Origin of the sequence: Aquiflexum gelatinilyticum, assembly GCF_024813435.1 — a bacterium.
GTDB classification, from domain to species: domain Bacteria; phylum Bacteroidota; class Bacteroidia; order Cytophagales; family Cyclobacteriaceae; genus Cognataquiflexum; species Cognataquiflexum gelatinilyticum.
Window position 1 is genome coordinate 1 of the sequence record NZ_JANAEZ010000004.1, and the last position, 14,460, is coordinate 14,460.

Sequence of the window (14,460 nt, forward strand, 5' to 3'; positions counted from 1 at the left end):
CAATCTAATCCAACAGTGTTAACTGCCGGATCTTTAATGTCGTTTCTCCAGTATTTCAATGAACTTTTACCGCCTCATCCGGCAGTATCGTAAGACTCTCGCCCCATCTCTTTTTCCCGTTCCTTACAAACAGGAGTGCAAAGGTAAGAATAAAATTTACAATCGGTGAAGAAAATAAAATTATTTTTTTGACCTTCTTATTTCAACAATTGTTCCCCCGTTTGGGAGTGCAAAGGTGTAAATCATTTCATTAAACACAAAGTTGTATTTTAAAATAATTAATAAATAGGACAAATGTCACTGATGGTCAGCAACAAAAATTTAAAAAAAATCCTGCCCCGATTTTTAACCGAGGCAGGATATCAATCAAAACCTGATATTTTCTTAAAGTGCCTTCAAAGTGATGTTTCTCCAATACACTTTGATCCCACCGCCATCATGGATCTGCAATAAAATCCCACCTTCGCCTTTACCAATCTTCTCGTCTGTATAATCCACCATTTGGACACCATTAACATAAGATGTGACTCTATCACCATTTACAACGATCTTCATTTTGTTCCAATCGCCATATTTCAAGGCTTTGTCCTTTTCGGGATCAGGCTTGATCAACCAACCTCTGCCATAACTTTCATAAATCCCACCAGTATCGTTTCCCGGAGGGGCAACTTCTACCTGCCAACCTGATACTTTGGTACCGTCAACCGTAGATCGTATAAAAACCCCGCTATTGCCATCCGCTTCTTGTTTGAACTCAAGGTTGATTTCAAAGTTTTTGTAATGCTTTTCTGTTCCCAAATAGCCGTAACCTTTATCAGGACCACTCTCAGATACAATCAATCCGTTTTCCACATACCATTTTTCGGTACCGTAGACTATCCAACCCATCAAATCCTTGCCGTTGAACAACTTCTCTTTTTTCTGTCCAAATGAAACTTGCGCCAATAAGAGGAATAAACATACAATCAATAACTTTTTCATAATGGTCTAATCTTTATGTTTTTGTACCAAACTTCGCTACCGTGATCCTGAAGAGCAATCAATCCGGATTTTGAAATTGCGTAATCGGGAAAAGCATCCCACTTACCACTGTTCCGCTTTGTTTTCCAATCCTCAGAATAAGGCACGAATTCTACTGTCTTCTTTCCATTCAAATAGTATTCCGCCTTTTCATTGGTGAAAATAATTTTCGAAACATTCCATTCGCCGGCAGGCTTAACTACTCCCTCGAAATCAGGGACGTACATCGCATAGTCAGCCGCCAATGATTGCCAATCTTCCAAAGGCTGCGGGAATCCAAGCTGATCTATCACCTGGTATTCAGGTCCTGTGTAATAAGGTGCCGCATATTTTGGATCCTCCACTACATGATAGAAGACGCCACTGTTTCCACCTGTAGCTATTTTCCAGGTAAACTCCATTTCAAATTGCTCGAAATCCATTGGTGCAAATACAATATCCCCTCCGACATCTCCCCCATCATGACCTAGGCCCTTGAGGGCCCCATCTTCTACGGTCCAATTTGCAGGCAAAGAATCACCATTAAATGCCCTCCATCCATCTGTATTGACACCATCAAACAACAACATCCAACCTGCTGATTTTTCATCCTCTGAGAGTGAATTGTCAGGAAGGATTACTTCAGCAACTTCTTCCGTCACTTCTTCGGCAGGCTTTGGGCCACAGGCCCAAGCCAAGGATATCAAAGCTATCCAAGCTATTCTTGTGTATTTCATAATTAAATCAATTTCATATTTACGGGATCCCATTTCATAAACTTATCTTGAAAGTAACTGTCGTTGCAGAGCAAGGCAGGTGCCGCAGCCCTGAATCCAAAAATCGGATCCTCGGCTACTGTGCCGTTTGTCCTTATGGCATTGAACCAATTTCCAAAATGGTCATAATGTGCGCCTTTCCAGCTTCTTTCTGCAGCGTATACTGTCTCACGGGGAGGAAGAATTTTGGCTCTGCTTTCTTCGGTAGCTCCTCTCAATTTCGCCTGCTCTCTCAAAAACGGATCATCACTTTCAGCATTTTGATTGAGTTTGACGACTACTTCTTCCCACTTCACGTCCATGGAACCTTTGGTACCCACTATTCTCAAATAAGTAGTACCGCTCGTGCCATCCACAAAATTACATCTTAGAGAAAGGTTGAATCCGGGATGCTCAGGAGTCTGGGGATAATCAAACATACCCAACAACACATCGGGAACTTCCCTTCCATCTTTCCAATACCTCAAGCCCCCCATGGAAGATACCTTGGTTGGACCTTTGGAATTGGTAATAAAATGCAAACTTGAAAAGAGGTGGACAAATAAATCGCCTGACATGCCTGTGCCATAATCAAGGTAATTTCTCCATCTGAAGAATCTCAAAGGATCCCAATCTCTAGCTGTGGTATTGGAGATGTATTTTTTCCAATCAACGGTCTGTTCATTTCCATCCTTTGGAACATTATATTGCCATGCGCCTTCAGGAGAATGTCTCGCCCAAAATCCTTCTGCATAAACAATGTCCCCAATGGCCCCGGCGGCAAGAAGTTCTTTGGCCTTTTCATTTCCCAATGAAGAAACACCTTGGCTGCCCACTACCATCACTTTCCCTGATTTTTTCCAAGCGTTGACGACTTCCATTCCTTCTTTGACAGAATGGACCATCGGCTTCTCGCAATAGACATGCTTTCCAGCATTCATGGCATCGATACTGATCTGCTTGTGCCAATGGTCAGGAGTCGCAATGATAACTGCATCAATATCTTTTCTTTTGAGGACTTCCTGATAATCTTGGGTAACAAACAGATTGGCTCCCCACTTCTGCTTGGCCGACTCAAGTCTGCCTTTGTACAAATCACAAACAGCCACCAACTTGACATTGGCATGCCTTAGCGCAGAATTGGTATCTTCTGTACCCATGATTCCAGCTCCAATTAATGCCAAGTTGATAGGAGTATCGTTTACCATTTCAGAGGCAGGACCTCTTTCTAGGAAATTTTTATCGGGAATTTCTTCTGAAAATGCCAAAGGGCTGATCGCTGCTGCGGCACCTGTAGCACCAAGCTTTTTTAAGAAATGTCTTCTATTTTGCTTCATTTTCTGAGATTGGTTATTATTGATATTTGGAATCGAAAAGTTAATTAAAATTTTTATAAAAGTATTTTCAAATGATCTATATTTTTATAAACGGGGGTTTTCCCAAGTAAGCAAACTCTTCTTTAAATACTTTCAAAATATCTTCCAGCAAAAAGCAATCTGCTTCCATACCAAGAAAACATTTCCCCATCCACTATCTTGATTTTAGTTTTGGGTAATTTTTCCTGAAAAAATAAAATGTGTTTTTCTTCGAATGGAAACGGCTCTGAACTGAGCAAAAGGAATTGCGGATTCAAATTGACGATTTCTTCCAAATCAATCTCAGGGTACCGAGATGGATTGATGAGATTTTTGAAACCTGCTTTTTCCAACATGAAATCTATAAAAGTATTGGAACCGACTGCAATCAAAGGATCTTTCCAAATTAGGTAAATAGCAGAACCTTTGAGTTTGAATTCTTTTTCCAAACCATGCTTAATCTCAGACACGATCTCATTGGCTTTTGAAAAAGTATCAGTCAATTCCCCAATGCTCAGAATCATCCGGTAGGCATCTTCCAAGGTGTAAATGTCACTCATCCAAACCGGAAACTTTTCAGCAAGTTTTTCAATCCCTTCCTGATAGTTTTCCTCCTTGTTTCCAATAATCAGGTCAGGTTGAAGCGATTCGATTTTATCAAAATGGAAATTCTTTGTGCCCCCAATAACCGTTATTTCTTTTTTCAATCCTTTGGGATGGATACAAAATTTGGTAACGCCAACAATCTTATCTCTCAAACCCAAATCCACCAAAAGCTCTGTCTGCGATGGAACCAAAGAGACAATCCTTTTTGGTGGATTAGGAAGGGAGATGGTGCGATTGAGTTGGTCTTTGTGATAGGGCATGGTTATTTGGTTATTTGGTTATTTGGTTAATTGGTTATTTGATAACACAAAACCTCTGATTGTAAATCTTAATAACTTATTAACTTATTAACCAATAACCTTATTTAATATATCTAAAATCAAACTCCGGATCCAATTCAGCCAAGAATTGATACATCAGAAGAATGACATTTTCGATATCTTCTTTGCTAGCTGTCTCCACGGTCGTGTGCATGTATTTCAAAGGAAGGGAAATCAAGGCAGACGGAACGCCTTCATTGGAATAAGCAAAAGCATCTGTATCTGTTCCGGTACTTCTCGAAGCCGCTGCCCGTTGGAACGGAATGCTGTTTTTCTTAGCGGATTCGATGACCAAATCCAATAACTTTTTGTGAACTGCTGCACCATAAGTCAAGACAGGTCCTTTTCCTGCTACCTGCTCGCCACTTGTTATCTTGGAATACATTGGTGCAGTCGTATCGTGGCACACATCGGTGATGATCGCTACATTCGGCTTGATGCGGGCAGCAATCATTTCTGCGCCACGAAGACCGATTTCTTCCTGCACGGCATTCACTATATATAAGCCGAAAGGAAGCTTGAGACCTGCCTCTTGGATTTTCCTCGCTACCTGTGCGATCATATATCCCCCAATCCTGTTGTCCAAGGCCCTTCCTGAATAGAATTTTCCATTCAATTCCTGTAGTTCATCTTTGAAAGTAATCACGCAACCGACATGGATGCCCAATGCCTCCACTTCTTCTTTGTTTCTTGCCCCGACATCGATAAAAATATTATCCAAAGTCGGCCCTTCTTCTTTTCCTTCTTTCCTGACATGGATCGCCGGCCAACCAAAAACTCCGGGAATGACGGCTTTGTCCGTGTGGATATTTACCCGCATGGAAGGTGCGATCATGTGGTCCGAACCGCCGTTTCTACGGACATAGATATAGCCGTCCCCATTGATATAATTGACAAACCAACTGATCTCGTCGGCATGGGCTTCGATGACAACCTTGTATTCCGCTTCGGGATTGATCACCCCGACGACTGTTCCATAGCTGTCAGTAAAGTAGCTGTCCACATAAGGTTTGATATAATCCAACCAAATCTGTTGACCCGAAGCCTCAAATCCCGTGGGAGAGGCGTTGTTGAGGTATTTGTAGAGGAAGGCTTGTTGTTTTTCCATTTTGAGTTTTTTTATATTCTTGTCAACAGTCGACAGACGACGGTCCACAGCAGGTTTATAGGTTAGTTTATGTTGTTTCGTAAAGATTGAAGTTTCACAATTAAATTCTCTATAGATGCATAGAGAATTAAAAATTCATCTTCAACAATAATTCCTCTCTTTCTCCCTAAATAGAGGCAACCTACTACCTCAATTCCTGATCGGATAGAATATCCTAAAAATTTCTTGAATTCGGCATTCGATTGACCCGTTGATCCTTCTGCAATATTTAAAGCAATCGAATCAGCAGCTCGTTGAAGTTGCTGAGCTAAAACATACTTTTCATCTGATGGGAATTTTTTAATTAGTTTATTTATCTCAAATGAATAATCCAACGCCATTTCCCAAACCCTCAAGTTTTGAACTTAAAAGCCATACTTTATCTATTTTGTTTCAATTACTATTTAAACCATGGTAAGAATACCTTTTGCGGGGACCTGTCGACCGTGGACTGTGGTCTGTTGACCTTTTACAAGGGTATATTCCCATGCTTCTTCCTTGGCAATTTATCCACTTTGTTTTCGAGCATTTTGAAACCTCCGATCAGTTTTTCTCTAGTTTCAGAAGGGATGATCACCTCATCGATAAAACCTCTGTGGGCAGCACGGTATGGATTGGCGAATTTGGAAGTATAGTCATCAATTTTTTCCTGAAGTTTGGCGGCCGGATCTTCTGCTTCAGCGATTTCTCTTTTGAAAATAATTTCTGCCGCACCTTTGGGACCCATTACAGCAATTTCAGCAGTAGGCCAGGCAAAATTCAGATCAGCTCCGATATGTTTGGAATTCATCACATCGTAGGCTCCTCCATAGGCTTTTCGGGTGATGACGGTAATCCTTGGAACTGTCGCCTCCGAGAACGCATAGAGCAATTTGGCACCATTGGTAATGATTCCGTTCCATTCCTGATCTGTTCCAGGTAAAAATCCCGGCACATCCACCAAGACCAATAGCGGTACATTAAAGGAGTCACAGAATCTCACAAACCTTGCCGCTTTCATTGAAGCATGGTTGTCCAATACCCCGGCAAGTGATTGCGGTTGATTTCCCACGATACCAATGCTTCTTCCTGCAAGTCTTGCAAATCCCACCACAATATTATCTGCGTAATTTTTGTGAACTTCGAGAAATGATCCTTCGTCACAGATCCCATCCACTACATCGCGGATATCATAAGGATGATTGGGATTGTCTGGAATGATGGTATCCAAAATCTTCCTGGATTCATCTTCTTTCAAATCGTATCCATAAACCGGAGCTGTATCCTCACAGTTTTGAGGCATGTAACTCAGCAATTTTTTAATATGGTTGATACATTCCAATTCATTGGCACAGGCAAAATGTGTCACTCCACTTTTGGTAGAATGTGTACTCGCACCACCTAATTCCTCTGCAGTGACATTTTCGGCAGTGACGGTTTTCACAACATTGGGACCTGTCACAAACATGTATGAGGTGTTTTCGACCATCAGAATAAAATCTGTGATCGCAGGAGAATAAACCGCACCACCTGCACAAGGTCCCATGATGGCAGATATCTGAGGCACTACACCTGAGGCCAAAGTATTTCTATAAAAAATATCCGCATATCCACCTAAAGAGACAACGCCTTCCTGAATCCTTGCTCCTCCCGAATCATTCAACCCGATCACCGGCGCACCGTTTTTCATGGCCATGTCCATGATTTTGCAGATTTTCTCCGCATGTGTTTCCGAAAGAGACCCTCCAAAAACGGTAAAGTCCTGCGAATACACATAGACCAATCGTCCATTGATTTCTCCATATCCTGTCACCACACCATCTCCAAGGTAATGCTCTTTGTCCAATCCAAAATCCTTGGCCCGATGCATCACAAATTTGTCGATTTCCTGAAAAGTGCCTTCATCAAGCAAAAAATGGATCCTTTCCCTTGCCGTAAGTTTGCCTTTCTTGTGTTGGGCAGCAATTCTTGCTTCTCCCCCGCCGAGCAAAGCTTCCTCGTTTTTCTTATTCAGTAATTCAAATTTGTCCTTATTGGAGGGAAGGGTATACACGCCTTTGATTTTGCTGTCCATGTCTCTAAAGTTATTTGGTTTGGTCAAATATAATGCGGGACAATCTAGTGAGGAAATTTAAATTGAGGAACATCCCGGAAATTCGATTTCGTGGCAATAGAAAAATTCTTAACAATGGAATTAGAATAAACTTTTTATATTCGCGCATTCAAAAATCAAGGTGGTATGATTCCGACCAAAGCTGCAATCATCGACATGGGTACCAATACGTTTCACCTTCTTTTGGTGGAATTGTATGCAGACAGGTTCGAGACAATTTATAAGGAGAAAATCCCTGTCAAAATCGGGCAGGGTGGCATCAGCCGCAACACCATCCATCCGGATGCTGAAAAAAGGGCTTTTCATACATTGCACCATTTCAGAAATCTGATAGACGGGGAAGGGATCACAAATATTTTTGCTTTTGCCACGAGTGGCGTCCGAAATGCCGATAACGGAAAGGAATTTGTAGTCAAAATCAAAGAACAATTCCAGATTGACGTTCTCGTCATCGATGGGGAACAGGAAGCACAAATGATCTATGAAGGCATCAGATTTAGTGGTTCTTTAAATGGGGAAACCTGTTTGATGATGGACATAGGTGGCGGTTCGGTAGAATTTATCATCGGTAATTCACAGGAAACATTTTGGAGAAAAAGTTTTGAAATTGGTGGACAAAGAATGCTTGATTTGTTTCATTACCATGATCCAATTTTGCCTGGTGAGGTGGAGAACCTGACTGTTTATCTTGAAGAAAAACTTGGAGACCTTGTCAATGCCATCAAAAAATATAATCCAACAGGAATCGTAGGCTCTTCAGGTACTTTTGATACGCTGACAGACATTTATTTTGCTTCGTTGCATGAAACCAAGTTGAAGACACAACAGGTATTTCAGCTGCCAAGAGAAGAATTCGAATTGATAGTCCAAAAGCTTTTGACCCTAAATAGAGAAGAAAGACTTTTGATCCCGGGCATGATCGAAATGCGAGTGGATATGATTGTCGTGGCAGCCTGCCTGATCGAATATATCTTGAAGTTTGTGCCTGTATCTACCTTGATTTGTTCCAATTTTGCACTGAAAGAAGGTGCTATAGCGGAATTAATGGGGAAACATTCCCAAGCCAATACCCTTATCAGCAGGTAATCCAATCCTAAATCCGGATCCCAACCATGATATTTTCGTACGCCGACTTATTCGACTTTACCAAATCCATACTTTTGAAAATAGGCTGTCTCGAAAAAGACGCATCTCTTGCAGCTGATGTATTGTTATCCGCAGATCTAAGAGGTGTAGATTCTCATGGTGTGGCCAGGCTTTCCGGCTATGTGAGACTTTGGGAAAAAGGAAGAATCAACGCCACCCCAAATATCAAGATCATCCACGAAACCCCGAGTACAGCTGTTGTTGATGGAGACGGTGGTTTGGGTTTGGTTGTGGCACCTTTTGCCATGCAAGTGGCTATTGACAAAGCCAAAACCGCAGGTACGGGATGGGTTTCGGTGAAGCATTCCAACCATTACGGTATCGCAGGTTATCATGCTATGATGGCTCTCGAACATGACATGATCGGGATCTCGTTGACAAATGCCAGTCCTTTGGTAAGCCCGACTTTTTCTAAAGAAAGGTTGCTAGGAACCAACCCGATTGCAGTGGCAATCCCTGCCAAAAGCCAACCCGCTTTTGTGGCAGATATGGCCACCACAACGGCAGCAAATGGGAAATTGGAAATCCTGCAGAGAAAAGAAATGGATGCACCACTCGGTTGGGTGCAGGACAAAGACGGCAATCAGACGACTGATTCCAATGGCGTTAAAAAGGGAGGCGCTTTGTTGCCTCTGGGAGGAGACAGGGAACATGGTTCGCACAAAGGATATGCATTGGGGGCGATAGTGGATATATTTTCCGCAGTCCTTTCGGGAGCAAATTATGGGCCATGGGTCCCACCTTTCGTGGCATTCCTTGAGCCGGACCCCAATCCTGTCGGTGAGGGTTTAGGCCATTTTTTTGGTGCGATGCGCGTAGATGCTTTCCGTCCTGCGGATGACTTCAAATCCCATATGGACAATTGGATCGGTAGATTCCGTCAGGCAAAACCTACCGAAGGAAATGAAAAAGTATTGATTCCTGGAGATCCTGAGCGTGAACTTGAAGCAGAAAGAAGAATCAGTGGAATCCCTTTATTAAAACCTGTAGTTGACGATTTGCGAAGTTTGGGAGAAAGGTTTGGAGTAAAATTGTAATCAGAAGTCTACCCAAAACATACCCCATCTTCATTTATTTTTTGAATAAATTTTCCCACTTTTTTTTTATTGGCAAGATTGACCTCTAAATAATTTAAATTAGTTCGTGGTTGATCAACCACCCATCAAATCCCATTTGTTTGGTTTTTTCCTTTTTGTAAATTGTATTTCTTTCAAATCTTTTACCTATATCCCCAAAAAAAACCTATGAACACCTCCAACTACAACAGAAGACAATTCCTAAAAACCGGCGGTTTTGCCACCTTGGCATTGGCAAGCATGGGAATGATGGGAATGAACCCCATCCAAAATGAGAAACCGCTGAAAGTAGCACTCATCGGATCGGGTTGGTATGGCAAAAGTGACCTGTTCAGATTGATCCAGGTAGCGAATGTGGATGTTGTTGCCCTTTGTGATGTGGATCAAAACATGTTGAAGGAAGCAGGCGATCTGGTATCAAAAAGACAAAAATCAGGGAAAATACCAAAGTTGTATACTGACTACCAGGAATTGCTGAAAGAAAACAAACTAGATATCACCGTGATCGGTACCCCCGATCATTGGCATGCCTTACAGGCCATTGCCGCCATCAAATCAGGTTCGCATGTTTACCTTCAAAAACCGATCTCAGTCGATGTCATCGAAGGAGAAGCAGTGGTAGCTGCTGCGCGAAAATACAACAAAATGGTGCAGGTGGGTACACAGAGAAGAAGTACGCCACACCTTTTGGAAGCAAAAAAGCAAGTCTTGGAAAGTGGTATGTTAGGAAAAATCTCACATGCTGAAGTCTGTTGCTATTATCACATGAGAGCCAATGGCAATCCCCCGGTAGAAACTGTTCCTGCATTTTTGGATTATGACATGTGGACAGGTCCGGCTCCGCTCAGGCCTTATGATGGAATCCCACATACAAGGTGGTGGAGAACTTTCATGGAATATGGAAATGGGATCCCGGGCGATATGTGTGTTCACATGTTGGATACAGTGCGTTGGCTTCTTGGATTAGGATGGCCAAAAAAAATCACCGCAACAGGTGGAATATATGTCCAAAAAGAGGGGAAATCAAATATTGCAGATACCCAAACAGCCATCTATGAATTTGATGGACTGAATGTCGTGTGGCAACACCGTACTTGGGGCAATCCTGTGGATCCTGAATATCCCTGGGCATTCAAGATCTTTGGTGAAAAAGGTACTTTGGCGGGAAGCACCATGAAAGCCGAGTTTATTCCTTTTGGCAAAGGTGAAAAAATCCTTTTCGATGTCTTGTATGAAAAGGAACAATATCCTGAAGACCTGACCGAAAACAGGATCGAACTCAATGCGGCTCCTGCTACAAGAAGACAGATGCAAAACCTATTGAATTCCATGAAAACAGGTGAACTTCCTGTAGCGGATATTGAGCAAGGCCATATTTCAACAGCAAGTTGCATTTTGGCAAATATGTCTATGGAATTGGGAAGACCACTGGTCTATGATCCAAAAAAGAGAATTGTGGTAGGTGATGAAGAGGCAACTCAAAAACTCCGAAGACCATACCGCGGGCCTTGGGTACATCCCGAACCAGACAATGTTTAATCCAAATCGCCTGAAAAATTTCAGGGGATTTTTTTATAACAATTGTCGCGATCCATGACCTCAAAGCGTCTTGAGGGAGAAATAACAAAAACCAACTATGAAAATTACTGGATTGCAAACAAACTTTACCGGCCTAATGAAGTCGGTATCAACCTTATTTCTTTCTCTGATTTTATTTTCAGGATGTGTCAATGATTTGGAACAGCCGGCACAAGCTCCATCTGCTTTTGTTTCCATTTATCATGGATCACCCGATGGTCCTGATTTGGATATTTACGTAGAGTCAAAAAAGATCAATAACCAACCTTTACTGTTTGGTCAGTCTTTTCCTTACAGCGGTTTCTTTGCCGGTGAAAGAAGACTTCGATTTAATCCATTCAATGCACAAAATACACTTTTGGAAAAAAATGTATCCCTCTTACAGGATAAAATCTATACCGTCTTTCTGGTGAATAAAGCAGCTGACATAGACGCTATTCAGGTCGAAGATATTTGGGAAGAACCTGACGGATTAAAAACCCAAATGAGACTTGTACACTTATCCCCTGATTCTGGAGACCTCGAAGTAAGCATAGCAGAACAAACTCCTTTTGGCCCTTCCACCACTTACCATTCCATTTCAGATTTTCTTGAAATGGAAAAAGGTAAAGTAAAAGTTGTAGTCAAATCCAAATCCACAGGAGAAGTCCTTGTCACAGTCAATGAAATTGAATTGCTTGGAAACAGGGTATACACTTTGGTTGTAAGGGGATTTGCTAATCCTTCCAACGGCAACAACCCAATCAGTGTCCAACTGCTAACCAATTTTATCAAATTCTAAAAATTTTGTTTTTTTGTGGAAAACCCGGGGGCAATGCTTCCGGGATTTTTTTTACCCAAAAAGGTCTGAACTCAGATACCTATCCCCTCTGTCACAGGTAATGCAGACAATTGTCCCGGATTCAAGTTCTTCCGAAAGCCGGAGCGCAGCATACAATGCGCCCCCACTGCTCATTCCTGCTAATATACCTTCTTCCTTGGCCATCCTTCTGGTCATATTCGTTGCGGCTTCCTGACTGACATCTATCACCCGATCTACCCGGGTAGCATCAAAAATCCTTGGCAAAAATTCCGGAGTCCATCTCCTGATTCCAGGAATCTGAGAACCGTCAGTAGGTTGTGTACCTACAATCTGAATCGATGGATTTTTCTCTTTGAGGTATTTCGATACCCCCATGATAGTACCTGTGGTACCCATTGCCGAAACAAAATGGGTGACTTTTCCTTCAGTATCTTTCCATATCTCCGGACCGGTACTATAATAATGCGCCATATAATTGTCCGGATTAGAAAACTGGTCGAGCATAAAATACCCTTCCTCCGCAGCCATTTTATCCGCCAATTCCCTTGAATACTCAATGGTTCTTTCTGCAGGTGTCAAGATTACTTTGGCACCATATGCTTCCATGGATAAGATCCTTTCTCGGGTAGAATTGTCAGGCATAATCAAGGTCATTTTAAGACCGAGAATATTGGCAACCATGGCCAAAGCAATGCCTGTATTGCCTGAAGTGGCCTCCACAAGCCTGTCTCCTGGTTTGATTTCTCCTCTTTCAAGCGCACACTTGATCATGTTGTATGCAGCTCGGTCCTTGACACTCCCTCCGGGGTTTTGACCTTCCAGTTTACAAAAAATCTTAACATTTGGTTTGGTCGGAATCTTGACCGCTTCTACCAAGGGAGTATTTCCTATCAGATCAATTAATTTCATCCTTCATTTTTTATAATATAGGTATCAGTTTGATCCAGATCAGGATTATACATTTTTGCCTGATAATAAATTTTACTGTTAGCAGGAACGCTTTTAGTGATCCAAACATTTCCTCCTATAGTAGAATTCCTTCCAATGACCGTATTTCCTCCTAAAATCGTCGCTCCTGCATAAATCACAACATCATCTTCTATAGTAGGATGTCTTTTTTTATCCGCATCTTCTTTGTCAACACTCAACGCACCCAAGGTGACTCCTTGGTATATCTTGACACAATTACCGATTACAGTAGTCTCTCCGATTACTATACCTGTACCATGGTCAATACAGAATCTTTCTCCGATCTTGGCACCGGGATGGATATCCACTCCTGTTCTGCCATGGGAATATTCAGTTATCATCCTTGGAATCAGAGTCACCCCATATGAATGTAACAAATGTGCAATCCTGTAAGCCGCAACCGCATAAAATCCCGGATAGCATCGGATGATCTCCGTCACGGATTTGGCTGCTGGATCTCCATCATACAAAGCCTGCACGTCCTGGATCAAAAGATCATAAACCCGTTCCAGATTGTCAAAAAAGCCATTGGCTATTTCAATTCCATCTCGTTTATAGAGGTGCTTATTTCTCAATAAAACCTGGGAAAGTTTATGCTTCAGTTCTTCGATTTTTTCTGCAACCTGCTCTTCTTCTTTCAAAATCTCTGATGCAAAATCAGGAAAAAGCAATCCGAGTACACTTTCAAAAAAAGTATGGATCAACTTTGGGGAAGGACATTGAGGGCAATCCTGATGTGATTTACTGAGTTTTTTTATCAAAGAATTCATATTCTTTTTATTGAATGATTAAAGAAAAAATCCAACCCTGATGACATAAGGCTGGTTATAAGGAGACCTCAAAGGGTCATACAAGAAGTTATACAAAATGGTGAAATTGGCTCCTCCCCTATTTCCAAAAGGAGTAAAATATCCTCCTCCAAGAAATAAACCCGGAACCCATTCTCTTTCAAACCTATCCAAACGGGGATTGTACAGGTCAAGGTTAAGACTTTCAAATTCGGAATGCAAAAAGAAATTTTGAAAAACATTATTTCGCAAAAAACCCCTTCCTCCATAAATGATATTGTCACCTTCAGGAAATCTTGAATCATTAAAGTATTGAAAAGTCCCACCTATGCCTCCTGAAAGGGTATTGGTCAACATGACTCCGGCCAAAGGTGAAATATCCACAAAAGTGATTGTTCCAAATGAGAGTCCTAAATTCCCTCCAAAATAAACCCTATCCTTAAACGGTGATTTTTCGCCTTTCTGAATTTCCCTTTGAGCAAATGTGGGAACGGTGACCAGCAAGAAAAAAAACAATCCTGCAAAAAAAACCGCTCTATTCTTCGACCACCACATATAAATCCTCACTTTCCTTTTTCATCAAATACCTTTCACGGGCAAACTTTTCCAAGAGTTCGTAATTGCTCATTAATTCCTCCCTGTCTGCTAAGATTTTTTCTTTCCTATCTTGGTAGAATTCCTTTTGCTTCTCTAATTCTTTGATTTTTGAACGAAGCTTAAACTGGGTGAGAATATCATTAGAATCAATAAACACCATCCATACAATAAAAAATAGAGTAAACAGGAAATAGAAATTCTTGGTGTATTTGAGGTACTTTTTCATGGTA

At 41.6% G+C, this 14,460-nt stretch carries 15 protein-coding genes; 4 read left to right on the forward strand and 11 right to left on the reverse strand.

Features of this window, described 5'->3' with window-relative positions:
• Nucleotides 1–384: 384 nt before the first annotated feature.
• From NK987_RS10425 to NK987_RS10455, 7 genes are all read right to left on the reverse strand, one after another.
• Entirely contained in the window at nucleotides 385–981 is a 597-nt protein-coding gene (locus tag NK987_RS10425; protein ID WP_258425126.1) for a 3-keto-disaccharide hydrolase, read from the reverse strand.
• Nucleotides 978–1,736, reverse strand: coding sequence for a 3-keto-disaccharide hydrolase (locus NK987_RS10430; protein WP_259263795.1), 759 nt, complete (start codon nucleotides 1,734–1,736; stop codon nucleotides 978–980). The genes NK987_RS10425 and NK987_RS10430 overlap by 4 nt, the downstream gene beginning before the upstream one ends.
• A gap of 2 nt (nucleotides 1,737–1,738) precedes the next feature.
• Nucleotides 1,739–3,091, reverse strand: a complete 1,353-nt coding sequence (locus tag NK987_RS10435; RefSeq protein WP_258425128.1) for a Gfo/Idh/MocA family oxidoreductase — start codon at nucleotides 3,089–3,091, stop codon at nucleotides 1,739–1,741.
• 122 nt (nucleotides 3,092–3,213) lie between these two features.
• Complete coding sequence (locus tag NK987_RS10440; RefSeq protein ID WP_259263796.1) at nucleotides 3,214–3,975, reverse strand: ABC transporter substrate-binding protein; 762 nt, start codon at nucleotides 3,973–3,975, stop codon at nucleotides 3,214–3,216.
• A 100-nt stretch (nucleotides 3,976–4,075) separates the two neighbouring features.
• Entirely contained in the window at nucleotides 4,076–5,143 is a 1,068-nt protein-coding gene (locus tag NK987_RS10445; protein ID WP_259263797.1) for a M42 family metallopeptidase, read from the reverse strand.
• Between the two features lie 62 nt (nucleotides 5,144–5,205).
• Nucleotides 5,206–5,523, reverse strand: a complete 318-nt coding sequence (locus NK987_RS10450; RefSeq protein WP_420841178.1) for a four helix bundle protein — start codon at nucleotides 5,521–5,523, stop codon at nucleotides 5,206–5,208.
• Between the two features lie 128 nt (nucleotides 5,524–5,651).
• A complete protein-coding gene (locus NK987_RS10455) occupies nucleotides 5,652–7,235 on the reverse strand; it encodes an acyl-CoA carboxylase subunit beta (RefSeq protein WP_259263799.1) in 1,584 nt (527 codons plus the stop codon).
• A 165-nt stretch (nucleotides 7,236–7,400) separates the two neighbouring features.
• Here NK987_RS10455 and NK987_RS10460 point away from each other — a divergent pair, with 165 nt between their 5' ends.
• The 4 genes from NK987_RS10460 to NK987_RS10475 all read left to right on the forward strand — a co-directional run bounded on the left by NK987_RS10460 (nucleotide 7,401) and on the right by NK987_RS10475 (nucleotide 11,855).
• Nucleotides 7,401–8,360: a Ppx/GppA phosphatase family protein gene (locus NK987_RS10460; RefSeq protein ID WP_259263800.1), complete on the forward strand. Its 960-nt coding sequence runs from the start codon at nucleotides 7,401–7,403 to the stop codon at nucleotides 8,358–8,360.
• A gap of 26 nt (nucleotides 8,361–8,386) precedes the next feature.
• Nucleotides 8,387–9,457: an Ldh family oxidoreductase gene (locus NK987_RS10465; RefSeq protein WP_259263801.1), complete on the forward strand. Its 1,071-nt coding sequence runs from the start codon at nucleotides 8,387–8,389 to the stop codon at nucleotides 9,455–9,457.
• A gap of 207 nt (nucleotides 9,458–9,664) precedes the next feature.
• Entirely contained in the window at nucleotides 9,665–11,035 is a 1,371-nt protein-coding gene (locus tag NK987_RS10470; protein ID WP_259263802.1) for a Gfo/Idh/MocA family protein, read from the forward strand.
• 136 nt (nucleotides 11,036–11,171) lie between these two features.
• Nucleotides 11,172–11,855 carry a DUF4397 domain-containing protein gene (locus NK987_RS10475; protein ID WP_259263803.1) on the forward strand — a complete coding sequence of 228 codons (684 nt, stop codon included), beginning with the start codon at nucleotides 11,172–11,174 and terminating at the stop codon, nucleotides 11,853–11,855.
• A gap of 51 nt (nucleotides 11,856–11,906) precedes the next feature.
• On the opposite strand, the gene cysM is transcribed toward NK987_RS10475, so the two are convergent.
• Genes cysM through NK987_RS10495 form a run of 4 tightly spaced genes read right to left on the reverse strand, consistent with a single transcriptional unit; the run spans nucleotide 11,907 to nucleotide 14,456 of the window.
• Complete coding sequence (cysM, locus tag NK987_RS10480; protein WP_259263804.1) at nucleotides 11,907–12,785, reverse strand: cysteine synthase CysM; 879 nt, start codon at nucleotides 12,783–12,785, stop codon at nucleotides 11,907–11,909.
• Nucleotides 12,782–13,615: a serine O-acetyltransferase EpsC gene (gene epsC, locus NK987_RS10485; protein ID WP_259263805.1), complete on the reverse strand. Its 834-nt coding sequence runs from the start codon at nucleotides 13,613–13,615 to the stop codon at nucleotides 12,782–12,784. Before epsC ends, cysM begins: the two co-directional genes overlap by 4 nt.
• A gap of 18 nt (nucleotides 13,616–13,633) precedes the next feature.
• Nucleotides 13,634–14,188: a hypothetical protein gene (locus NK987_RS10490; protein WP_259263806.1), complete on the reverse strand. Its 555-nt coding sequence runs from the start codon at nucleotides 14,186–14,188 to the stop codon at nucleotides 13,634–13,636.
• Nucleotides 14,169–14,456, reverse strand: a complete 288-nt coding sequence (locus NK987_RS10495; RefSeq protein WP_258425140.1) for an FtsB family cell division protein — start codon at nucleotides 14,454–14,456, stop codon at nucleotides 14,169–14,171. Before NK987_RS10495 ends, NK987_RS10490 begins: the two co-directional genes overlap by 20 nt.
• Between the last annotated feature and the right edge of the window lie 4 nt (nucleotides 14,457–14,460).